Source organism: Natrarchaeobius oligotrophus, from assembly GCF_003841465.1.
Taxonomy (GTDB): Archaea; Halobacteriota; Halobacteria; order Halobacteriales; family Natrialbaceae; genus Natrarchaeobius; species Natrarchaeobius oligotrophus.
This window is the reverse complement of sequence record NZ_REFZ01000005.1, coordinates 272,911-294,211: the sequence shown is the minus strand read 5'-3', so window position 1 is coordinate 294,211 and position 21,301 is coordinate 272,911. Positions and strand designations below refer to the sequence as shown.

Annotated in this window: 17 protein-coding genes; 6 read left to right on the top strand and 11 right to left on the bottom strand. The window is 66.9% G+C overall.

The features are described 5' to 3' along the window. Positions 1-17: 17 nt before the first annotated feature. The 3 genes from argF (at position 18) to EA472_RS09750 (ending at position 2,930) form a co-directional block, all read left to right on the top strand. Positions 18-947, top strand: a complete 930-nt coding sequence (gene argF, locus EA472_RS09760) for an ornithine carbamoyltransferase (RefSeq protein ID WP_124191315.1) — start codon at positions 18-20, stop codon at positions 945-947. Between the two features lie 281 nt (positions 948-1,228). Continuing rightward, positions 1,229-2,491 carry a threonine synthase gene (gene thrC / locus EA472_RS09755; RefSeq protein ID WP_124191314.1) on the top strand — a complete coding sequence of 421 codons (1,263 nt, stop codon included), beginning with the start codon at positions 1,229-1,231 and terminating at the stop codon, positions 2,489-2,491. A gap of 82 nt (positions 2,492-2,573) precedes the next feature. After that, positions 2,574-2,930, top strand: coding sequence for a hypothetical protein (locus EA472_RS09750; RefSeq protein WP_124191313.1), 357 nt, complete (start codon positions 2,574-2,576; stop codon positions 2,928-2,930). Positions 2,931-2,934: 4 nt separating this feature from the next. Here EA472_RS09750 and EA472_RS09745 read toward each other — a convergent pair whose 3' ends face one another. From EA472_RS09745 to alaS, 6 genes are all read right to left on the bottom strand, one after another. Next, a complete protein-coding gene (locus EA472_RS09745) occupies positions 2,935-3,717 on the bottom strand; it encodes a type 1 glutamine amidotransferase (RefSeq protein ID WP_124191312.1) in 783 nt (260 codons plus the stop codon). 179 nt (positions 3,718-3,896) lie between these two features. Next, a complete protein-coding gene (locus tag EA472_RS09740; RefSeq protein WP_124191311.1) occupies positions 3,897-5,225 on the bottom strand; it encodes a class I adenylate-forming enzyme family protein in 1,329 nt (442 codons plus the stop codon). An 87-nt stretch (positions 5,226-5,312) separates the two neighbouring features. Continuing rightward, on the bottom strand, positions 5,313-6,113 hold the full coding sequence (locus EA472_RS09735) for an alpha/beta fold hydrolase (RefSeq protein WP_124191310.1): 801 nt from the start codon (positions 6,111-6,113) through the stop codon (positions 5,313-5,315). A gap of 115 nt (positions 6,114-6,228) precedes the next feature. Next, positions 6,229-6,474: a type II toxin-antitoxin system HicA family toxin gene (locus EA472_RS09730; RefSeq protein ID WP_124191309.1), complete on the bottom strand. Its 246-nt coding sequence runs from the start codon at positions 6,472-6,474 to the stop codon at positions 6,229-6,231. Positions 6,475-6,541: 67 nt separating this feature from the next. After that, positions 6,542-6,763 (bottom strand): type II toxin-antitoxin system HicB family antitoxin, encoded by a 222-nt coding sequence (locus EA472_RS09725; RefSeq protein ID WP_124191308.1) that lies wholly within the window; start codon positions 6,761-6,763, stop codon positions 6,542-6,544. Positions 6,764-6,974: 211 nt separating this feature from the next. Then, a complete protein-coding gene (gene alaS, locus EA472_RS09720) occupies positions 6,975-9,749 on the bottom strand; it encodes an alanine--tRNA ligase (RefSeq protein ID WP_124191307.1) in 2,775 nt (924 codons plus the stop codon). 275 nt (positions 9,750-10,024) lie between these two features. Here alaS and EA472_RS09715 point away from each other — a divergent pair, with 275 nt between their 5' ends. Next, a complete protein-coding gene (locus EA472_RS09715; protein ID WP_124191306.1) occupies positions 10,025-12,031 on the top strand; it encodes a GAF domain-containing protein in 2,007 nt (668 codons plus the stop codon). A gap of 51 nt (positions 12,032-12,082) precedes the next feature. Here the strand turns inward: EA472_RS09715 and EA472_RS09710 are convergent, their stop codons facing one another. Further along, on the bottom strand, positions 12,083-12,865 hold the full coding sequence (locus EA472_RS09710) for a hypothetical protein (RefSeq protein WP_124191305.1): 783 nt from the start codon (positions 12,863-12,865) through the stop codon (positions 12,083-12,085). A 621-nt stretch (positions 12,866-13,486) separates the two neighbouring features. Here EA472_RS09710 and EA472_RS09705 point away from each other — a divergent pair. Next, the gene (locus EA472_RS09705) at positions 13,487-14,020 is read left to right on the top strand and encodes a methyltransferase family protein (protein WP_207891145.1); all 534 of its coding nucleotides are present in this window, start codon (positions 13,487-13,489) and stop codon (positions 14,018-14,020) included. Positions 14,021-14,189: 169 nt separating this feature from the next. Here EA472_RS09705 and EA472_RS09700 read toward each other — a convergent pair whose 3' ends face one another. From EA472_RS09700 to EA472_RS09690, 3 genes are all read right to left on the bottom strand, one after another. After that, positions 14,190-15,809 (bottom strand): Coenzyme F420 hydrogenase/dehydrogenase, beta subunit C-terminal domain, encoded by a 1,620-nt coding sequence (locus tag EA472_RS09700; RefSeq protein ID WP_124191304.1) that lies wholly within the window; start codon positions 15,807-15,809, stop codon positions 14,190-14,192. After that, a complete protein-coding gene (locus EA472_RS09695; RefSeq protein ID WP_165874865.1) occupies positions 15,799-17,499 on the bottom strand; it encodes a nitrite/sulfite reductase in 1,701 nt (566 codons plus the stop codon). Before EA472_RS09695 ends, EA472_RS09700 begins: the two co-directional genes overlap by 11 nt. Before the next feature lie 341 nt (positions 17,500-17,840). Then, a complete protein-coding gene (locus tag EA472_RS09690; protein ID WP_124191302.1) occupies positions 17,841-18,776 on the bottom strand; it encodes a S26 family signal peptidase in 936 nt (311 codons plus the stop codon). 289 nt (positions 18,777-19,065) lie between these two features. Here EA472_RS09690 and EA472_RS09685 point away from each other — a divergent pair, with 289 nt between their 5' ends. Next, positions 19,066-20,727 carry a DNA-directed DNA polymerase II small subunit gene (locus tag EA472_RS09685; RefSeq protein WP_124191301.1) on the top strand — a complete coding sequence of 554 codons (1,662 nt, stop codon included), beginning with the start codon at positions 19,066-19,068 and terminating at the stop codon, positions 20,725-20,727. Positions 20,728-20,801: 74 nt separating this feature from the next. On the opposite strand, the gene EA472_RS09680 is transcribed toward EA472_RS09685, so the two are convergent. Further along, positions 20,802-21,242 (bottom strand): hypothetical protein, encoded by a 441-nt coding sequence (locus EA472_RS09680; RefSeq protein WP_124191300.1) that lies wholly within the window; start codon positions 21,240-21,242, stop codon positions 20,802-20,804. Positions 21,243-21,301: the final 59 nt, after the last annotated feature.

The following is a 21,301-nucleotide window of genomic DNA, read 5'->3' as shown; positions in this document are numbered from 1 at the left end:
ACACGAGTTTACAGACAATGACACCAGATACGGACGAGACGCGGCCGAGACACTTTCTCGAGATCGACGACGTCACGAACGATGAACTCGAGTCGATCCTCGATCGTGCAACGGCGTACAAACACGCCCAGAACGAGGGCGAAGACCACGAAGATCTCGACGGCCAGACGCTTGGGATGATCTTCCAGAAGCCGAGTACGCGAACGCGCGTCTCCTTCGAGACGGGCATGACCCAGCTCGGCGGGCACGCGGTCTTTCTCGGCGAGGACGACATTCAACTCGGTCACGGCGAGCCGTTGAAAGACACCTCGAGGACCCTCTCGCGGTACGTCGACGCCGTGATGGGCCGCGTGTTCAAACACGACAACATCGAGGTGCTCGCGGAGTACGCCTCGGTGCCGGTCGTCAACGGACTGACCGACGACGCCCACCCCTGCCAGACGCTCGCGGACCTGTTGACGATCCGCGAGCACGAAGGCGGGTTTGACGGCGTGTCGGTGGCCTGGATCGGCGACGGCAACAACGTCGCCCAGTCGTTCGCCGTCGGCGCTGCGCTGGCCGGCATCGACCTCACGATCGCGACGCCGGCGGGCTACGGCATCGACGACGACGTCAACGAACGCGCTCGAGCGCTCGGCGGCGAGCCGACGCTCACGAACGATCCCGTCGAGGCGGCAACCGACGCCGACGTCATCTACACCGACGTCTGGATCAGCATGGGCCAGGAGGACGAACGCGACGTCCGCATGAACGACTTCGAGGGGTTCCAGGTCAACGCCGACCTGCTCGACCACGCGCCCGACGCGTCGGTGATGCACTGTCTGCCCGCCCACCGCGGCGAGGAGATCACCGACGACGTCGTCGAGGGCGATCGCTCGATCGTCTTCGACCAGGCCGAGAACCGTCTGCACGCACAGAAGGCGCTTTTGAGTTGGCTGCTCGAGTGAGTGTCCCGCGAACGAAGCGAGCGGTTTTTCCGTCTCTCGCCGAACGAAGTGAGGCGACGGTCGGCGAGAGCGACGCGCTCGCCAGACAGATTTTTTCGTGAGGGTGAGGGGACCGAACCCGAGCGAAAAAAGGTGGCAGTCAGGGCACTTTTGAGCTGGCTGCTCGAGTCATTTACCCGACTGACATCGAGGGAATCCTCCTTGCATCTCCGTGACTGTCACCACCGATTCGACGGACGAATCCACGTTCTTTTTGCCCGTGCCCGCCCTCTCGAGCGACAATGAGTCTCAGTCTCTCCGCCGATCAACCGGCGGTGCCGGCCGACGCCGACGACGGCGTCTGGCTCGAGTGCATCGAGTGCGGCGAAACGTTCGCGCCCTTCGAGGACGTCCGGTACACCTGCGACGAGTGCGACGGATTGCTCGAGGTACGGTACGCCGACCTCCCGACGTTCGCGGACTTCGAGGGCCGGGGCGTCTGGCGCTACGGCGCTTCCCTGCCCCTCGAGGAAGGAGTGACGATCCGGGAAGGGGCGACGCCGCTGTACGAGGTGCCCCGGCTCGAGGAGTCGGTCGGCGTCGAGGCGTTGCGGATCAAACACGAGGGGATGAACCCGACGGGCTCGTTCAAAGACCGGGGCATGACCGTCGGCGTCGCCGTCGCGAAGGAACTCGGCGTCGACCGGCTGGCGTGTGCCTCGACCGGAAACACGAGCGCCGCGCTCGCGGCCTACGGCTCCCGCGGCGGGATGGAGACCCTCGTGCTCCTGCCGGCGGGCAAGGTCGCCGCCGGTAAGGTCGCCCAGGCGAGCCTCCACGGCGCGCGCATCCTCGAGGTCGACGGCAACTTCGACGCCTGCCTCGACGTCGTCCAGGAGCTCGCCGCGAAGGGCGAGGCCTACCTGCTGAACTCGCTGAACCCCTTCCGGCTCGAGGGCCAGAAGACGATCGGCCTCGAGATCCTCGAGGGCTTTCTCGCGGACTACGACGCGGTGCCGGACCGGATCGTGCTGCCGGTGGGTAACGCGGGGAACACGTCGGCGCTGTACAAGGCCTTCCGCGAACTCGTTCAGGCGGGCGAACTCGAGGAGGGCGAGGTGCCCAAACTGGTCGGCGTCCAGGCCGAAGGCGCGGCCCCGATGGTCGAAGCGATCGAGAACGGAGCCGACGAGGTGCGCCGCTGGGACGACGTCGAAACGCGGGCGACGGCCATCCGGATCGGCAACCCGGTCAACGCGCCGAAGGCGCTTCCCGGCATCCGCGAGACCGGCGGCACCGCGATTTCGGTCACCGACGAGGAGATCACCGCGGCCCAGCGCGACCTGGCGGGCGAGGGGATCGGCGTCGAACCGGCGTCCGCGGCGTCGGTCGCCGGCCTGCGAAAGCTGCGGGCCGACGGCGTCGTCTCGGACGACGAGCGCGTCGCCTGCCTGACGACCGGCCACCTACTCAAAGACCCCGACGCTGCCGCCGCCGCGGGTCGCGACCCCGAGCCGGTGCCCGCGGACACGGAGGGCGTGCTCGCACACCTGCAGGGGGAGTGAACGACGGACGCACGACCCCCGTCAGACCCGTCTGACGCCCGACTGACTGAGCTTTTTCCCCACGTCCGTGGCAGTGGGTAGCATGTCCGTCGAACAACGGTCAGTCGACTCCACCCCCGCCGAAGACGAGCGGACGACGGATCCGAGCCGAGGACTCGAACTCGAGTTTCGGTCCGACGTCTCCCCGGTGTGCTCGGACGATCACTCCTCGTCCGACGATCGCTCCGGAGCGTCGCTTCCGTCCCGCATCGAACGAACGCAGCTACGCGCTCGCGTCGCCGCGCTCGAGCGGGAACTCGCGGCGCGCGAACGCCGCCACCGCGACGTCGTCGTCCGGTACGAACAGGTGCTCGAGGACCGAACGTCCGAACAAACAGACGGCACCGCTGAGAGAGCGGCGTCGGGTCCGCTCGAGCGGCTACGGAGACTCGTCCGGTAGCTCGTCAGTCCGAGCGCCCCGTCGCGGCCGAATCGTCGCCGGACCCGTCGGTCGCTACGTCGCTGCCGGCACCGACCGCCGTCGCGTCGCCGGCTTCGACCGCGACCGTCTCGGTCGTCTCCCGGACGAACTCGAGGAAGTTCCCGAAGACGAGTTTCGCCTCGCAGGCTGCGCGATAGTTCTCCCGGTTGATCTCCGCGAGGACGGACTCGAGGCGCTCGTCCGAGAGCTCCTTGGTGTGGACGAGATCGCGAGCGGTCTTCGTGTCGTACTCGGGGTGGAACTGGACGCCGAAGACCCGGTCCTTTCGGAAGCCGTGATTCGAGTAGTGGTTCCTCGCGAGCGCGTCGGCCCCCAGCGGCAGTTCCGACACCGCGTCGGAGTGGCTGGTGAAGGCGGTGAACGTCTCGGAGATGCCGTCGAACAGCCGCGAATCGGCCGTCCGCTCGATCTCGCTGTAGCCGACCTCGTAGGCACCCATGTCCTCGACGGTGCCGCCGAGGACGTCCGCGAGCAGCTGGTGTCCCCAACAGACGCCGAGAAACGGAATGTCGCGGTCGATCGCCTCGGAAACCCACGCTTTGGTGGACTCGATCCACGCCTCGTCCCAGTAGACCGACGACCGCGAGCCGGTGACGACCGCGGCGTCGAACGCGAAGTCGTCCGGAACCGATCCGTCGGTGACGTCGAACTCAGCGAGCGAGCCGGCGAGTTCGCGCCGGAAGTTTCGCCTCGCGTTTTCGTCCCGGTGGGTGGCGTCCAGGACGGCGATACGGAGGTGACTCATCGTTCCACAGTGGCCCCTCCGGACGGATAGACCTTCTGTCCGGCGTCGACGTTGCCGCGACCGGCGACGATCGATCGGACGACCGTACTGTCTCGGACGAGAGAGCGTTACGGCCCGACGTCGGGTACGGATCGATGACTCGAGGCCGCGTTCCTCGGTGTGAGCGCACGAGGACGGAGCTACTCGAGAACGTAGACGCCGCGGTCGTCCCGGCGAACGCGGTCGCCGGCGTCGAACCAGCCGTCGACGAATTCCCCGGCGGAGTCGCCCGCCTCGCGTTCGGTGGTCCGGTCGACGGCGTCCCACTCGTCGGACCCATCCGCGTCGGTGGAAGCGGCAGCGTTTACGTAGCCGTCCGCGACGACCGGCCCCGAGAGCTGCAGTCGGCCGGTTCCCGACCCTGCGAGAGCCGTTCCGTCCTCGTCGACCAGCCTGACGCGACAGTCGGGGACGGGGACGCCGACGGCGGTTCCCGTAGACCCGACGGCGTCGTCGCAGTCGGCGACACCGTCGGACCCGGAACCGACCGCGTCGTCCGTCTCGCACAGCGCCGTCGGACACTCGAGTCTCCCGTAGGCGCGGGTGACCGTCACGTCCCGCTCGCGGTAGGGCTCGAGGAACGTCGCCGGAACGGAGTGATCGGGGACCGCCCGCTCGAGCGAGCCGACGGCGTCGTCGAACCCGGATTCCGTTGCCAACTCGCGAAACGTGATCGTTCGACCGGCGAGAAACGTCGCCCCCTCGGTCTCGATCGCGGCCAGCGTATCGCCGGGGTCGAACGCGCGGTCGAGCAGCAGCCGACCGCCGACGTACAGCAACGGGAGCGCGACGCGAACGAACCCGTCAGCGGCCGAAAGCGGCGTGACGACCGGCGCGACGTCGTCGGCCGACAGCCCCCAGGTCACGAGTGCGGAGGCGCAGGTTCGCTCGAGCGAGCGCTCCGAAAACGCGGCCGCCGGGCGTCCGCCCTCGCCGTGGAGAACGAGCAGCGGTCGGTCGTCGTCTCCCGCCGTGGAATCGGAGCCGACGTCGTCGTCGAGTTCGGTGAGTCCGGCGGTTCGCTCCGCGCCGATCCGGGCGTCGAGGGCGACGGTCGCCAGCTTCTCGAGCGTGATCGACCGGTCGTGGGGGATCGACCGAACGAGGTCGCGCTGTGCGGCCTCGAAGACGACGATCTCGGGCGAGATGGCGTCGAACGGTCGCTCGACGGTGACCGGCGTGAGTCGGTGGGAGATCGGCGCGAACGTCGCGCCGAGGCGACGACAGGCGAAAAACAGCGCGAGCGAGGCGACCCGGTTTCGGGTGACGAGTGCGACGGTGTCGCCGGCGTCGACCGTGAGCGCCGCGAGTCGGGCGGCCACGTCGTCGGCCAGTTCCGATAGCTCGGCGTAGGTGACGCGGTCCTCGTGGACGGTCTCGGCCGGCGCGTACAGCCGCTCCTCGGAGACGTCGACGACCGCCGTTCGGTCGGGAAACCGCCGCGCCCGCTGGGCCACCGAGAGGGTCACGACGGACCGTACGGCGCACACCCCCGTAGTAGGCGAGCGGACACTCGCAAGCGGCGGCCCCTCGAGGGCGAACGGTGAGTAACCCGTTCAACGGCCAGTGCGGTTGCCGTCCGTCCGCTCCTCGAACAGCCCCGCGATCCGATCGTTGACCGTCCGCGATCGTTCGACGAGCGCGAGGTGTCCCGCGCCCTCGAGCGGGACGAACTCGCCGCGGGGGAGGCCGTCGGCGAGATCGCGGCCCGCCGCGGGCGGAACGAGTTCGTCGTCGGTTCCGTGAAAGACCAGCGTCGGCCGTGTCACCTCGAGCAGCCAGTCGGTCGCGTCGAAGTCCTCGAGCGCGGCGACCTGGGCCTCCCACCCGTTGCGGTCGGCGTCGCCGTCGGCGCGCCAGTCGACGATCCCCGAGACGACGTCGGGCTGTGCCTCGCGAAAGTCGCCCGAGAGCGCCGTCTCGAGCGACCGACGAAGCGCCTCGCGGTCGTCCGGCGGGGCGAACAGCGACTCGAGGTCGTACTCGTCCCCGCGGGCCGCGGTGGCGAGCAGCGTCAGCGTCTCGACCCGGTTCGTCGCGCGGGCAACACCGAGCGCGACCGCGCCGCCGAGGCCGCAGCCGACCAGGTGGGCGTTTCGGATCTCGCAGTCCGAAAGCACCGCCTCGAGGTCGGCGACGAGGTCCTCGAGAGCGTACGGACCGGGCGGCGCGTCGGAGCGGCCGGTTCCCCGGAGGTCCCAGACGACGGTCTCGAACGGGCCGGCGAGTCCGGCGTGTTGCCAGCCCCAGAGCCAACCTCCGAGGCCGGCCTCGGGGACGAAGACGATCGACTCCGCGTCGGGATCGCCGTCGCGCTCGTAGTACAGCGAGACGTCGCCGTTCGTGGCGGTGGGCATACCGACTGGAAGTACCCGGAGGAAGGCGACGGTTTCGGTTCTACGCGGTAGCGGTCGGACTCTGGCAGTGACTTCCTCCCCACCCTACTCGTTCACGGCTCTGCCGTGGTTTAGGTCAGACCATTTTGTCCATCTCGTCGAGGAACGCCTGGGAATCCTCAGCACCGGCCTGATCTGCGATTGATCGAAGCGTACCAGGAGCGAGTTCATCGTGCAGCGGAACAGTGACGTATCTCGTCTTGCCTGTGTCCGGATGGACGTATTTCAGCTTCACGTGACTCCCGGTCTGATCGACCTTGTGGAAGCCCCAGTTCCCGAGAGCTTTGATGATGTCGTGGCCGGAGTACGTCCCTCGTGTCACGATATTTCACTATTTCTCGCGGAAGTGAATAAGGGTTCCCGCACGGGACCGAAAGTGAAACTCGTGCTTAGAACCACGGAGCCGTGGATTCTTCGATTTCTCCGTCAGAATCTTCTGGTTCGGGGCGAGTGTGCAACTCGAGTGCTTCAGCAAGGTTCTCGATTGCTTCAATTTTCGTCTCACCTTGACTCGCAACCCCGGTCGCTTCGTCTTTAGCGACGTACCAGTCACCACTACGGGTAACAGTGATAGTATCGCTGTTGTTGTCACGCCGGGGTTGAACTCCCATGTCTACTACCACCATCTGACGAGTGAAAGGTTTTCCGTCCCAATGACGAGTGAAAGGTTTTCCGTCCCAATGACGAGTGAAAGGTTTTCCGTCCCAAACACCCGTTATAAAACGACAGCTAGCCTCAAAATCTGTGGGGTCAGCCGACGGAGAAATCGCTACCACCAGGCTTCCGTGTGTGAAAAACTACTATCGAGTACCGAGATCCGGATCAGGCGTCCTGGATCTGACGCAACACGTCGGGCGCGTCCTCGAGCGCCTCGTCTAAGGCGTCGACGTCGGGGCCGCCGCCCTGTGCGAAGTCGGGCGGACCGCCGCCGCCGCCGCCGACCTTCGCGGCGAGTTCGCCGACGACCTCGCCGGCGTTGACGCCGACGCCGTCGGGAACCGCGACCACGAACTGCGCGCTGTCTTCCCCGCTGCCGAGGACGGCGATCGTCCCTTCCTCTGCGATGGCGTTCGCGGTCGCCCGGAGTTCGTCCACGTCGGTGTCGATCCGGTCGACGACCGCGGTCGTCTCGCCGACGTCGACCTCGTCCGCGCCGTCGCCGCCGCCCGCGCGAGCCTCGGCGAGCTGTTCTGTCAGCTCCTCGATCTGCTTGCCGCGGTCTTTCCACTCCTCGAAAAACCGCGCCGCGGTCTCGGGGACGTCCGCGGGCGAGACGTCGAGCACCTCGGCCGCCTCGTAGAGGGCATCTTCCGTCGCCTGGGTCGCCTCGAGGGCGGCCTCGCCGGCCGCGAACGTGATGCGCTCGACGCCGTCCTGGACGCGTTCGGTCGAGCGAATCTTGATCGCGCCGATGTCGCCGGTGCGGGCGACGTGGGTCCCCCCGCAGGCCTGGACGTCCTCCGCGACGTGGATGAGGCGGATCTGCTCGCCCGGCGGGATGCCGCCCTGGTAGAGGTCGAAGCCGTGTTCGGCCTCGGCCTCGTGGCGATCCGGCCACTCCTGGGTGACGGCCGTGTTGTCCATCACGAGTTCGTTGGCGATGCGTTCGATCTCCTTGACGTCGTCGCGGTCGATCCGGTCGTAGTGGCGCAGGTCGATGCGCGAAGAGTCGACGCCTTTCTGTGCGCCGGCCTGGCGGACGTGCTCGCCGAGGACCTCGCGCGCCGAGTGGATGACGACGTGCGTGGCGGTGTGGTGGCGCATGAGCTGGCGACGCCGTCCGGTGTCGACCTGCCCGTTGACGAATTCGCCCTTGCCGGGGGTGTCGTCGGTTCGGTGGAGGACGACGCCGTCTTCGATCTGGACGTCGGTGACGTCGACGGTGACGTCGTCGGTCGAGAGCGTCCCCGTGTCGGCGGGCTGGCCGCCGCCTTCGGGGTAGAACATCGTCTGGTCGAGGACGACGTCGTAGCCCTCATCGCGCTCGAAGACGTCGAGGACGACGGCCTCGAACTGGGTTCGCTGCTGGTCGTCGTAGTAGAGCTTCTCCGTCTTCGGAAGGTCCTCGAACCGTTCGTCCTCCTCCTCGGTCGTCGACTCGAGCGCCCCGGAGCTGTCGTGGCGCTGTGCGACGAGGCTGTAGAAGTCGTCGGGGACGTCGACGTCCGCGCCGACGTCGTCTGCGATCTCGGCGACCATGTCGGGCTGGATGCCGTGGGAGTCGTAGAGTTCGATCAGTTCGTCGGTCGGGATCGGCTCGCCTTTGGCCGCGTACTCCTCGGAGAGCGACTCGACCCGACGACCGCCGCGCTCGAGCGTCTCGCGGTACTTCTCGACCTCGGTGCGGACGATATCGCGGATCGTGTCGCGGTTTTCGTAGCCGAGTCGGTCGGCCTGCATGTCGACGAGTTCGTCGAGCGGCGCGTCGACGCCGACGGTGTCACAGAGGCGCTTGGTTCGCCGGAGCACCATTCGGGCGAGGTAGCCGGTGCCGACGTTCGAGGGGACGATGCCGTCCCCGAGCATGTACGCGAGCGTCCGGCAGTGATCCGCGATCGCGTAGATGTCCTCGAGCGGTTCGAGCAGCGTTCGAAGCTCGTCGGTCGAGACGTCGAGCTGTGCGGCGAGGTCGTCGCGGGCGGCCTCGACGTCGTCGACGTCGTCGATGTCGAGCTGGCCGGAGAGGTGGGCGGCGCGGTTGACGAGGGCGGCCTCCTCGTCGGTGTGGGAGATGCCGGCGTTTTCCTTCAAAAAGGAGATCATCTCCGGGTAGATCGCCTCGTAGACGGTCGGCGTTCCCTGGCTCATCCAGGTCCAGCGTTCGAGGCCGTAGCCGGTGTCGACGATGTACGTGTCCATGTAGGAGTAACGGTTGCCGTCTTTGAGCTCGTACTCGCCGTCCGGATCCTGCTCCATGCACATGAAGACGAGCGTCGCCAGCTCGAGTCCACGGTAGATGACCTCGATCGCGGGACCGGCGTTCCCGCCGCCGACCCACGGATCCTCGATGTAGGTGACGTCGGTGACGTCGGCACCGAGCGAATCGAGCAGCTCGTCACAGAGTTCGACGGTCCGATCCTTCCAGTACACCTCGCCCTGGTAGGCGTACCGATTACCGGCCGCTTCGCGCGCGTTGAACGCGTGGTGGGCCATCATCTCGAACGCCATCGTGTGACGACCCGTCTTGCCGACGTTGTCGATGTCCTGCATCCGAATGCACGGCTGGGAGACCGTCAACGGATTCGCCGGCGGCGGCGTCTCGCCGGAGGTGACCAGCGGCTGGAAGTCGTAGATCGACGCCTGGGTCAACAGGACGTCGTCGCGCCAGCGATTGGCGGCGACGGGATAGGGATCGATTCGTTCGTGATCGCGCTCTTCGAAAAAGGAGAGAAACGCCTCGCGCATCTCCTCGAGACTGTACTCCGCTTCGAAGCCGGGGTTGTCGATGAAATCGTACTCCGCACACGGCGGTTCGCCACAGGTCTCCCGGCTCTCGTCGCGCGTCCAGAAGTGCGCTCCGCACTCGGAGCACTCCGTTCGCACGAACCCTTCCTCCTCGAAGTACTCGAGGCGGTACTCGTCCGCCAGTTCGCTCATTATAGGTGTGTTGGCCAGCGAGCGCCTAAAACAGTTCCGCAACGTTCATCCGCTGAGGATCGACCGAAACGAACCGTGCGTCGGGCGTCGACGTCCGTCGTGGGTCGTTCGTCGTGGGTCGTTCGGTCGGCGAATCGTCAATCGTCGCCCTATGATTCGATGTCTGTCGAAATATACCGGCAAGGACGACGGCTCACCGATCGAAACGCCCAGCAGAATTTTATCGTGGTCAGACGGACACTACGTATAGCGAACAAGTGGATTCGATGACATCGATGGCACATTCGACACCGAAGTCGCACCCCCTCCAGATTCTCTACGTAGCCGCGACGGAGGAGCGCGCGGGCGACGGGGCGGACGCGCTCGAGGCCATCAGCGACGGCCCCGATCGGGCGGTCCACCCCGCGGCGTCGGTCGAGGAGATACGGGACGCGGCGGCCGACGCGGACTGCGTCGTCTTCGCGGAGCCGCTCGCCGACGACAGCGACTCGCACCTGCTCGAGGCCGTCGACGCCTCGGGGTCGACGCCGCTCGTGCTGTTTTCGGAGGGATCGCCGGCGGTCCCCTCGAGCGAGGTGTTCGACGGCTTCGTCCGCCGAGACGCCGACGACGCCGCGGTTCACCTCCTCGACGAGATCGTCTGGCTGTGCGAACGCGGAGCCGATCGGTCGACGGACGAGTCTCCGGATGGTGGCGCTCGCGCTCGGACGGACGCGGCCGTACTCGAAGTCGCCACCGACGTCGCGACCTGTCGCGATCGCGACCGACTGTTCGATCGGCTCGTGGGCGGCGTGGTCGACATCCTCGAGTTCGAGTACTGCTGGGTCGCGACGATCAACTTCGGGACGCTGGTCCCGCGGGCGACCGCGGCTGCGGTTCCCGACGATCAGCTGGGACCGATCCCCCTCGAGGATCCGCTCAGCGTCTCGTTTCGAGCGCGCCAGCCGATTCGCATCGCCGACCTCGAACCGCTCGAGGCGGTCGCGCCGCCGTTCGAACACGTCCGATCGCTGTGTAGCGTTCCGGTCGGCGACGTCGGCGTCCTCTACGTGGCGTCGGAGTTACCGGACGCCTTCGACGCGACGGATCTCGAACTGCTCGAGGGGCTCTGTGGGACGGCGGCGGCGATCCTCGAGCGCAACTGGATCGAGACGGGAATCGACAACGAGCGAGACCGGTTGCGCCGCGACCGCCAGCGGCTGACCGAGGAGTACGATCGCCTGACCGACGAGCGAGAGAGGATCGTCGAGGAGCGAAACGCGCTCGTCTCGCTGCTCGCGAACGTCTCGGAGCCGACGATCCGGTACGAACTCGTCGACGGGCGGCCAGTCGTCGCCGACGTCAACGAGCCCCTCGAGGTGGTCTTCGGCGACGAGGCCGAGGCGGTCGCGGGAACCCCGCTCGCGGAGTACGCCGTCCCGAACGGTCTGGCGGAGGCGGCCGCGACGCTCGTCGACGCGGTTCGGGCCGGCGAGCAGCGTCAGCTGTCGTGTCGTCGCGACACCGTCGAGGGCGTCCGGGAGTTCGTGATCACCGTCGTCCCGCTCGAGACAGGAGCGAGCGGCCAGGAAGCGCCCACCTCCGCGGACGGACTCGTCGTCTACGACGACGTCACCGAGTCGCGGCGACGAAAGCGGACGCTCGCGGCCGCCGCGAGCCGTCTCGAGACGATCGTCGAGCTGATCGACGAGGAGGGGCGGCCCTCGCTGAACGCCGCCGACGGCTACCTCGAACTCGCGGAGAAGACCGGCGACCGCGAGCACTTCGAGACCGTCGAAGCGGCGCACGATCGGCTGTCGGCTCACCTCGAGACGCTGAACGAGGTCGCAAGCGGTGACGGCGACGCCACCGAGCCGGTCACCGTCCAGGAGGTCGCGCAACTGGCCTGGATCGACGTCGACACCCGCGACGCGACGCTCGCCACCGAGGGCGACGTGATCATCGAGGCGAACCGCGACGGACTCCGGGAGCTGTTCGAGTACGCCCTGCAGGCGGTGATCGAGGTCGAACGCGAGGACGAGCCGGCCGACGAGTCGATCACCGTCACCGTCGGCACGACCGACGACGGATTCTACGTGGCCGGCGACAGGCCGTCGGGAAGCGACGGAGCGAGCCGGGACACGGATCCGGACTCGGGCCGGTTCGACGACGATCCGACGGACGTCCAGCTCGGCCTCCTCGAGCGGATCGCGGACGCCCACGGCTGGGACGTCGGCGTGGCGGAAGACGACGACGGTACCGCGTTCGCGTTCCGCGGCGTCGAGGCCGTCGACGCGAACTAGGTCGGCTCGCTCCGGTGTGCGTTCGGGACGGTGTCCCCGGCGGACGGTGATCTACCCCGTTCTAACCTCGCCGTCGTCGGTCCACGAGCAGGGGCCGTGCGTACTGTCCCTGTCGACGGGATCTTCGAAGACGCCGTGGTCGTCGAGTTCGATCGGATACTCGTATCCGGATTCGAACCGCTGGTCCAGCTCCCACGTGAGATCCCACGTCCCGTCCTCCGAGAGGTCGTCGCCGTCGACCTCCATCCGGTAGGTTCCGTAGTGGAACTCGACGTCCTCGTTGAGCACGATGCGATCGGCCGGTTCGAGGTCGTCCGCCTCCTCGAGGACGACCTCGTCCGACTCCTCGCGCGTAACGGTGAGGGTTACCGAGACCGTCTCGTCGGTCACGTTTTCCAGCGTCACGGGCTCCGCGAAGACGGGAACCGCCTCCGTAAGCCGGAGGATCGTCGCGTCGGCGTTCTCCGCGATCTCGGCCCGATAGTACTCGTCGTCGCGGCTGAGGTACGCATCGTCTACGGCGATCACCTCCGGGAGGAGGAGTTCGCCGTCGGTCTCGTACTCGCCGTCGTCGACGGCCGTCGTCGCCTCGTCCGCCGCGGGTTCGGGCACGTTCGAGACGCTGACGATGCGGTTTTCGCACCGCTCGTAATCCACGTCGGCGGTCGATTCTCCGTCGGGTTCGTCGGCCGAATCGTCGTCACCGGCGGGTTCGTCGGCCGAATCGTCGTCTCCGTCGTCCGACTCCCCGTTTTCGGTCCCGATAGCGCTCAAGCAGCCGGCGAACGGGGCCACCGACACCGAAACGCTTCCGAGGAGGGTCCGTCGTTTCACGTTCGGTAATCGAGGTGGAACGATAAATTCGTTCCACTGGGTGAAACGTCCGTTTGAGCTAGATCCAGTTTCGAACAGCACGCAGCGCGTTCGCGAAATCGACGACTCGATCCCGCCGTCGGCCTCGCGTCGCCAGCACTGTCGAAGAGATCGCCGGATCGACGGCCGCGCGTTCCGGGCCCGAACGAACGGACCGAGCGTCCGCCGTTCGCGCTCGGCCGGGGCGGCTTCGTTCGACACCCCAGGAGTCGCATCAGCGAAACCGGGCCGGGTATCGAGTGAGCTCCTCTCTACTATTACTTCGAGAGTCGAAGTTACTTCTATATTCGAATTATTTGCGGCTCGAGTTTCGAACGAACGGCTCCGGCGGCTCGTGACGGAACGCCGTTCGTCTCCGGTCTCGCGCGGCCATCGGACGCCGGCGGCCGGGGCGAAGCGATCGGGACTCGAACGACCGTCTCGATCGAGTCGGAGGCTGCCGGCCCGAAGCGCGAACGCGCGACGAAAGATACGGGCCGTGAGCTGGAGGGAGAGGGCGGACGGAGACGTCTCGTTGCGGGCACGGAAACGCTCGAGCGGCGGTGATCCAGCGTCGTGCGTGACCATCGCGTCCGTAGTTTGATGCGCGAGCGAGCCGTACGGGGGCTCGTGACCTCCCTTCGCGTCCGTTCGAAAACGGTGCTGTTTACGATCCTGATCCCCGGGACGGTCGCCGTGGCCGTTCCGCAACTGCTGGCTCGGTGGCGGCCCCATCCGCGGCTTCCGGTCGATTCCTACGCGGCGAACGCGGTCGGGACGCTGTCGATCGCGCTGGGGGCGCTCCTGTACGCACACACCGCAGAGCGGTTCGGAGTGGAGGGCGACGGAACGCCGTCGCCGACCGACGAACCCGGAGCGCTCGTGACAACCGGAGCGTACTCGTACACGCGAAATCCGATGTACGTGAGCGTGGTCCTGGTCGTCCTCGGCCAGGCGCTCCGCCGGCGGTCCGTATCCGTCCTCTGGTGGGCGGTCGGCTGCTGGCTCGGCTTTCACAACCGGGTGATCCGGTACGAAGAGCCGCACCTGGCCGAGAAACACGGCGACGCATACGAGCGGTATCGCGAGCGGGTTCCGCGGTGGCTGCCGACCGGTCGATCGCGAAGGGAACGATAAGGGCTTCGACGCCAGACTGCCCCGTACCGGTCGGTAGAACCGTCGGGACGAACTGGATCGGTAAAACCGTCGGGACGAACTGGATGGGGAGAAACCGGGTCGGCAAAATCGTCGAGACGAACCGGGTCGGTAGAACAGTCGAGACGGATCGAGAGATCCGAAATCGACCCTAGTGGGCCTGGTCGTGCGGGTTCATCGCCGTCCCGTAGTTCTCCGCGTGGTCGGTGTAGTCGATGAACCGGGGCGCGTCGGGATCGAACGGCCGCTCTAAGCTCTCGAAGGCCTTCTTCTTGTCCCAGCCCTGGAGCTTGCCGACGGCCGAGCGGTCCTCCAGGTCGTGGTAGTCGAGTTTCGGCTCGGTGAGCTCCCAGGCTTTGACGCCCTGCTCGGTCCGGAGGATGACGCTCGAGTACTCGTCGGAGGAGCCGACGGAGCCGACGGTGACGTCAGAACAGAAGCCGGTGAAGTCGGCACACTCGTCACAGCCTTTGAGCGCGGCGTCGTGGAAGTTCTCGACGTCTTCTTCCAGGATCATCTCGCCGTCGTGGTCGTAGACCATCATCTTGCCGTGGAGGACGTCCATCTTGCCGATCTCCGCCGGCGAGATGTCGCGTTTCTCCTCGAGTTGCTCGCCGATGAGGCTGTAGTAGTTGAAGTTCTTCGTACACATCAACGCGATGGTGTACTCGACGGCGCGGATGCCCTCGTTCTGGGCCTGGTAGTCCCAGTCAAAGTCCTGGAGCGCGCGGATGCCTTCGATCTCACAGGGCGTGCCGACGAGCGCGAGGCTGATGTCGTCCCAGTCCTTGTCGGGGAGCTTGTGCTCCCACCGTTTCAGGTCGAGGTTGCCGAGCGCGAGCGTCTGGTTGTAGACGGTGCCGGCGTTCTCGATGAGCTCCTCCTCGGTCGTCGCGAGGAAGCTCTCGGCCTTCCAGGGCTCGTCCTCGCTCTCGGTGGCGATGAGTGCGCCGTCGATCTCGCCCTCCTCGAGCAGCGTCGCGAGGATGCCGGTGACGACGCCGCCGTCCTGTGCGCCGTCGGTCCAGTCGTCGTCGACCTTCGCGGAGAACTCCGTGATCGGGTCGCCCGCGCCCTTGACGTTGTCCTCGCCGCCGGTGATCTTCCACTGGCGCTCGTAGCGCAGACCGCCGCGGGGACAGAAGTCCCAGCACATCGAACAGCCGGTGCACATCTTCACGAGCTTGGGCAGGTCGTCGTCGCCGACGCCGATCGAGTCCGACGGGCAGGCGGCGACGCAGGTCCCACACTGGATACAGCGACCGTCGTCGATGACCGCCTCGTCGAGTTCGTGGAACCAGGTCTTCTCGTCGGGCGTCTCGATGTCGTTCATCTCCGACCTGATGGAGTACTCGGGCGTCTCGAGGTCGACCCCCTCGGGGATGCCGACGCGGGTGTCGGGCGCGTCGTCGTAGACGTCCTGGCTCACGTTCTCGGCGGGTTCGGTGAACTCGAGGTCGCCGAGTTCGCCGCCCTCGTCGACGTTCGCGACGCCCGCGCCGTCCGTGGCGACGGGCTTCGATCCGCTCCCGGCGGGCGTCTTCTCGCCGCAGGTACAGGCGTCGGGCGCACAGCCGTCGCCGGTCTCGGCGCTCGCGTCCGCACCGTCCGTCCGAATCGCGCCGTCTCGAGCGTGGTCGGTTCCCTCGCGCGAGCGCGGCGGTGTGCTTCCAGCGTCGGGAACGACGACGGCGTCGTCGTCCGTGCTCGAGTCGGGAACGCCGGGGAAGTGACGGTTCGAGCGGTCGTCGCCGTTTTCGTCAGTCCCCATGTGCGACACCTCCGGCGACCGGGGCGTCGGCCCCCTGCATGATGGTCCGGAGCCGCTCGTTGTCGACGCGGCGACACCAGGCGTAGAACGCCTCGCCGTCGCGTCGGTCCGCCGCGTAGGCGTCGAACAGCTGCTCGAGCGCCGGGATCACGGCGTGGGCGGGCACGGCGTTTTCGACCCAGTCCAGGAACTCGTTGTCCGCGCCGAGCGAACCGCCGAGACCGAAGTCCATTCCCTCGACGATGTTGTCGCCCTCGTCGTTGGGCGAGTTTTCGTCCTCGAGTTTGACGGTCTCGCCGCGGAAGCCGATGTCCGCGATCTGTGGCTGTGCACACGACGCCGAGCAGCCGGACATGTGCATCCGGATCGCCTCGATGTCGTCCGGAACGTCGATGCGGTCGTCGAGTTCGCGCGCCCAGCGTTTGGTGCGCTTTTTCGTCTCGATGATGGCGTAGTTGCAGAACTCGTTGCCCGTACAGCCGACGGCACCGCGGGAGAACGGGCCGGGATCGGGCTGGTACTCTCGGGCGAACGGCTCGGCGAGGAGGTCGTCGACGTTCTCCTCGGGAATGTGAGAGATGAGAAAGTTCTGATCGGTCGCGAGGCGGACCGAGGCGTCCTCGGTGCCGTACTTCTTCGCGGCTCGGGCCGCCTGGGCGAACTCGTCGCCGCCCATGCGGCCGGCGATGACGTTGAAGCCGACGTATTTGAGGCCGTCCTGTTTCTGGTCGTGGACGCCGACGTGGTCGCCCTGGTAGCCGACGGTCAGGTTCTCGCCGCCGGTCGGCAGGTCGACGGTACAGCGGTCGCGAACCGCCTCCTCGAATTTCTCGGGCCCCATCTGCTCGACGAGATAGCGCATGCGGCAGACGCCGCGGTTGTTGCGGTCGCCGAGTTCCTTGAACGTCTGGGCGACGGCGCGGACGAACTCGACGGCGTCTTCCGGCGGGATGAAGACGTCGAGTTCCGAGGCCATCCGCGGCCCGTCCGAGAGGCCGCCGCCGACGCGGGCGTGGAAGCCGTAGTAGTACTCTCCCTCGAGTTCCTTTTTCGCCGGCACCAGGCCGACGTCGTTGATCTGGGACTGCGCGCAGTCGTGGGCGCAGCCGGTGATCGTGAGCTTGAACTTCCGCGGGAGGTTGGCGTACTCGCGATTGCCGGTGAAGTAATCGGAGACGGCGTCGACGACCGGCTGTGCGTTGAAACACTCGTGGTCGCTGATCCCGGCGGCGGGACAGCCGAGTACGTTCCGGGCGGAGTCGCCACAGCCCTGGACCGTCGTGAGGCCGACCTCGTCGTAGCGGTCCCACATCTCGGGGACGTCCTCGACCCGGATCCAGTGTTTCTGGATGTCCTGGCGCGTCGTGATGTCGAGGTAGGCGTCGCCCCACAACTCGTTTTGCTCCTCGCCGCCGTACTCCTCGGGAGCGACCGCGAGGTCGTCGGTGACCTCGCCGATCACTTCGGCCTGCTCGGGCGTGAGCTTCCCGCCGGGGACTTTCGTCCGGATCATGAAGTACCCCTCCTGCTTCTGGGCGTACATGCCGGCCCACTTCAGGCGCTCCCACTCGCCGCCGCCGGCGCGGTCTTCGATTTCCTCGAACGTGAGACCCTCCTCGGCGTACTCGTAGACGTCCTCGATCACGTCGAGGGGGTGTTTCTCCTGTTTGTGCTGTTCGACGGTGTTCACGCGAACCACCGTCCGCTCGAGCGTCGATCCGCGGACAGGGCCACAACGAGGTACTCAAGAGCCATCGTTTGGCGGGTAAAAACGCCCCGCAGGTATACCTCTCCGTAATGTGGCGATACCTGACGTCGGTCGCCCGATCAGGAAAGTATTGCCTCGAATATCACCGGTCGATCGTCCGGAACGAGGCGAAACGTCGCTCGAGGGCTCGAGCGGGTCGTCTCTCTCGCCGTCGTCGCCGACGCGTCATCGGTACCGGCAAGTGTCTCCGACGAGACGCGCTGTGGGCCACGGTGACACGACGAGTCGAGAATCGAATCGGTCCAGATTCCGAAGGACGGGCGCTAGGAAGCTGGGGACGGCGAAACGCCCGGCTGGGTCGGTGACAGGACGACGCCGTCGATCGTCGGTTGGGGGACGAGCAGTCCGCCGAGCAGCGAGTCGAACAACAGCCTGACGTGGCCGAGCCACGGAACGCGGATCATCGCCTTGCCGGTCACCCACTCGGGTTTCACGACGTCCGTCGCGGCTCCGCCGTACTGGTCGTAGCCGCTGTTGTCGTCGCCTTTGGTGACGAAGCCGTCGTGAGTCGCGGGACAGGTCGGAACCTCGTCGCAGGTCGCTCCGCCGAGGTACTCCTCGTTCGCACTGGAGTCGACCCAGTTTTCGCCTTCCTCGACCCAGAAATGCGCCCGGTGGATGATGGGCGTCCGATACTCGCTGCCGTCGGGTTTGAAGATGATGACGTCGCCGGGCTGGCCGAACTTCTCGTGATCGTCGCCGTTCTCGTGGGTGACGATACCGGTGCCGTCGACCGCCCCGTCGCCCGCGTAGCGGTCGTCGTCGACGACGAAGATGAGATCGCCGCGTTCCATGTTCGGCTCCATGCTGCCGCTCTCGACGGCGACCAGCGGCGGCCAGATGCCGCTGGCTGCGAACAGTATCAGCCCGATGACCGCCACGAGGGCGACGCTACTCAGGACGTCGCGGACGACGACGACCGTCCCGTCGTCGGTTCCGAGGAACCACCTGACGACGCCGTCGTCTTCGATGGTTACGTCGTCCGAGCGGGACCGACCGCCGTCTCGCGAACTCGACGGGGTGCCACCGTCGCTCGAGCCACCCGCTGGGCTCGAGTCGGACGCGTCAGCGGCGGACGAATCGGCCGTCCGGGACGCGCCACCGTCGGAATCGCCGGATCCGAAACCGGTTCCGTCGGAGGGGTCATCTGCGGCGTCGGAGCCGTCAGATCCGGAATCGCCGGAACTGGGGGGACTCATTGGACTGGTTTTTACGGGGGTGAGCAATCAACTTTCCCCTCGCCGGCGTCGACCCGCGGGTCGTGATCGGTCGGCGGTCTCGATCTTCACTCCTCGGTCGGTGAAAGAGCGTCGACGGGGAACCCTCCTCGCCGCGTTTCGCATCGAGTGCACGTCGCGAATCGCCGAACCCGAGTCGCGCTCGAGTTCCCGTCCGCTCCGGGCGCGATTCGACGATCGAGTCGCCGCGATGGCGTCGGGGAACCGACCTTTCGCTACCCTTTTCTGCACGGTCGCGAATGCGAGGCGTGTGCCACTCGAGGGGCCGGCGCGGATCGTCAGCGAACTCACGAGCCGCGGCTACAACGCCGAGCGCGAGGCCGTGACGCGAATCGCCGCCGCGGAGAACCCCGAGGCGCTGCTCGAGCGCGTCGTCGAGGAGCTCCCGGCGGACGCGCTCGTGGTGCGGACGGATCACGTCGATTCGGCGCTCGAGCGCACCGGCCCGGTCGGCGGTGGAGACGACGACGCGGGAGACGGAAGCGACGACCGGGTCGGTGCAACAGCGTCCGGCGGTGCGACGACGGGTCGCGACGACGGAGCCGGCGGAGGGAGCGGCGAGGGTGACGACCACGACGCCGGCGCGCGATCACACCCCTCCGTTTCAACTGGAACCGAGGCACCGACGGCCGGCGAATCGAGCGACCGATCTCCAGTTGAAACGGAGGGGTCTGGGAACGGAGCGGGTCGCTCCGTCGACCCCGACCTGCGCTCGCTCGAGATCGACGGCGACATGACCGGCGAGAGCACGGGGACGGGCGCGTACGAGGATTTCGTCGCGGTGTTTCGGGATCGGCTCGAACGCCTCGGCTCGTCGCTTCGGAGCCGGATCAACCACCGACCGGCGACCGCCATCCAGAGCATGCCCGGCGGGAGCGAGGTCGGAATGGTCGGGCTGGTCAACGACGTCCGGTCGACCGCGAGCGGTCACTGGCTGATCGAACTCGAGGACGCGACGGGGACGTTCCCGTGGCTGGTGATGAAAGACCGCGAGTACGTCGACCTGGTCGACGAGTTGCTCCGCGACGAGGTGCTGGCGATGGAGGGGACGCTCTCGGACGACGCGGGCATCGCCTTCGTCGACTCGATGCACTTTCCGGACGTGCCGCGCACGCACCAGCCGTCGACGGCGGACCGCCACGTACAGGCGGCGTTGATCAGCGACGTCCACGTCGGCAGCGAGGAGTTCATGGCCGACGCCTGGAGTCGGTTCGCGGACTGGCTGTCCACGGCCGAGGCCCAGCACGTCGAGTACCTGCTGATCGCCGGCGACATGGTCGAGGGCGTCGGCATCTACCCGGACCAGGACGAGGAACTCGAGATCGTCGACATCTACGAGCAGTACGAGGCGTTCAACGAGTACCTCAAGGAGGTTCCGGGAGACGTCGAGATCGTGATGATCCCGGGAAACCACGACGCCGTCCGGCTGGCCGAACCCCAGCCCGGCTTCGACGAGGACCTCCGGGAGATCATGTCCGCACACGACGCCCGCATCGTGAGCAACCCCTCGACGGTCACGCTCGAGGGCGTCTCCGTGCTGCTGTATCACGGCGTCTCGCTGGACGAGGTCATCGCGGAGCTCCCCGAGGAGAAAGCGAGCTACGACGAGCCTCACAAGGCGATGTACCAGCTTCTGAAGAAACGCCACGTCGCCCCGCAGTTCGGGGGCCACACCCGGCTGGCACCCGAAGAGAAGGATTACCTCGTTATCGACGAGGTGCCCGATATCTTTCATACGGGCCACGTCCACAAGCTCGGCTTCGGCAAGTACCACAACGTTCTCGCGATCAACTCCGGCTGCTGGCAGGCCCAGACCGACTTCCAGAAGAGCGTCAACATCGATCCCGACTCGGGCTACGCGCCGATCGTCGACCTCGACACGCTCGACGTCACGGTTCAGAAGTTCAGCTAGCCCCGACGGAACCGACGCTCGCGGAGCCGGGTCGTCACTCGAGCGTCCGGAGACGTCGCCGCGATCGTAGCCGTTCACGCCGGTTCCAGTCGAAAGCGCACGGTGCGCGCACCGTCGAACCGCGGGCCGGTGCCCGTCCGCTCGAAGCCGAGTTCCTCCGCGGCGGTTCGAACCACGCCCGTGTCGGTCGACGCCAGCAGTTCGACGGCCATCGACTCCCGTTCGGCAAAGCGCACGGGCTCCGCCAGCAGACGCTTGCAGGCCTCGCCCGTCCCGTCGAGCTGGGTGACGTGAACGGTGTCTTCTCTGGCGTCGAAGCTGATGAATCCGAGCAGATCCTCCGGGTCCGAGCCGCCGTACTGGGAGGTCGAGACGTCGGCGTTCGGATCGTGGCTCCCGTCTTCGGCCACGCGCACCGTCCGATCGTGGACGAGATTGCGCATCACGTCGGTCGGCGAGTCCGCGATCGCGGCGAGCGCGTCCGCGTCGGCCTCGAGTGCGTCCCGTACGTTCATCGTCGTGTGGTAATGCTACGCACGAACGTGAATGTTACCCCGCTCGCTTCGGAGCGAGT

Excerpts from the sequence above, each read along its gene's own strand:
- argF (WP_124191315.1), top strand. The coding sequence starts at position 18 with ATGACACCAGATACGGACGAGACGCGGCCGAGACACTTTCTCGAGATC.
- thrC (WP_124191314.1), top strand. The coding sequence starts at position 1,229 with ATGAGTCTCAGTCTCTCCGCCGATCAACCGGCGGTGCCGGCCGACGCC.
- EA472_RS09750 (WP_124191313.1), top strand. The coding sequence starts at position 2,574 with ATGTCCGTCGAACAACGGTCAGTCGACTCCACCCCCGCCGAAGACGAG.
- EA472_RS09745 (WP_124191312.1), bottom strand. The coding sequence starts at position 3,717 with ATGAGTCACCTCCGTATCGCCGTCCTGGACGCCACCCACCGGGACGAA.
- EA472_RS09735 (WP_124191310.1), bottom strand. The coding sequence starts at position 6,113 with ATGCCCACCGCCACGAACGGCGACGTCTCGCTGTACTACGAGCGCGAC.
- EA472_RS09725 (WP_124191308.1), bottom strand. The coding sequence starts at position 6,763 with ATGGGAGTTCAACCCCGGCGTGACAACAACAGCGATACTATCACTGTT.
- alaS (WP_124191307.1), bottom strand. The coding sequence starts at position 9,749 with ATGAGCGAACTGGCGGACGAGTACCGCCTCGAGTACTTCGAGGAGGAA.
- EA472_RS09715 (WP_124191306.1), top strand. The coding sequence starts at position 10,025 with ATGGCACATTCGACACCGAAGTCGCACCCCCTCCAGATTCTCTACGTA.
- EA472_RS09705 (WP_207891145.1), top strand. The coding sequence starts at position 13,487 with ATGCGCGAGCGAGCCGTACGGGGGCTCGTGACCTCCCTTCGCGTCCGT.
- EA472_RS09700 (WP_124191304.1), bottom strand. The coding sequence starts at position 15,809 with ATGGGGACTGACGAAAACGGCGACGACCGCTCGAACCGTCACTTCCCC.
- EA472_RS09690 (WP_124191302.1), bottom strand. The coding sequence starts at position 18,776 with ATGAGTCCCCCCAGTTCCGGCGATTCCGGATCTGACGGCTCCGACGCC.
- EA472_RS09680 (WP_124191300.1), bottom strand. The coding sequence starts at position 21,242 with ATGAACGTACGGGACGCACTCGAGGCCGACGCGGACGCGCTCGCCGCG.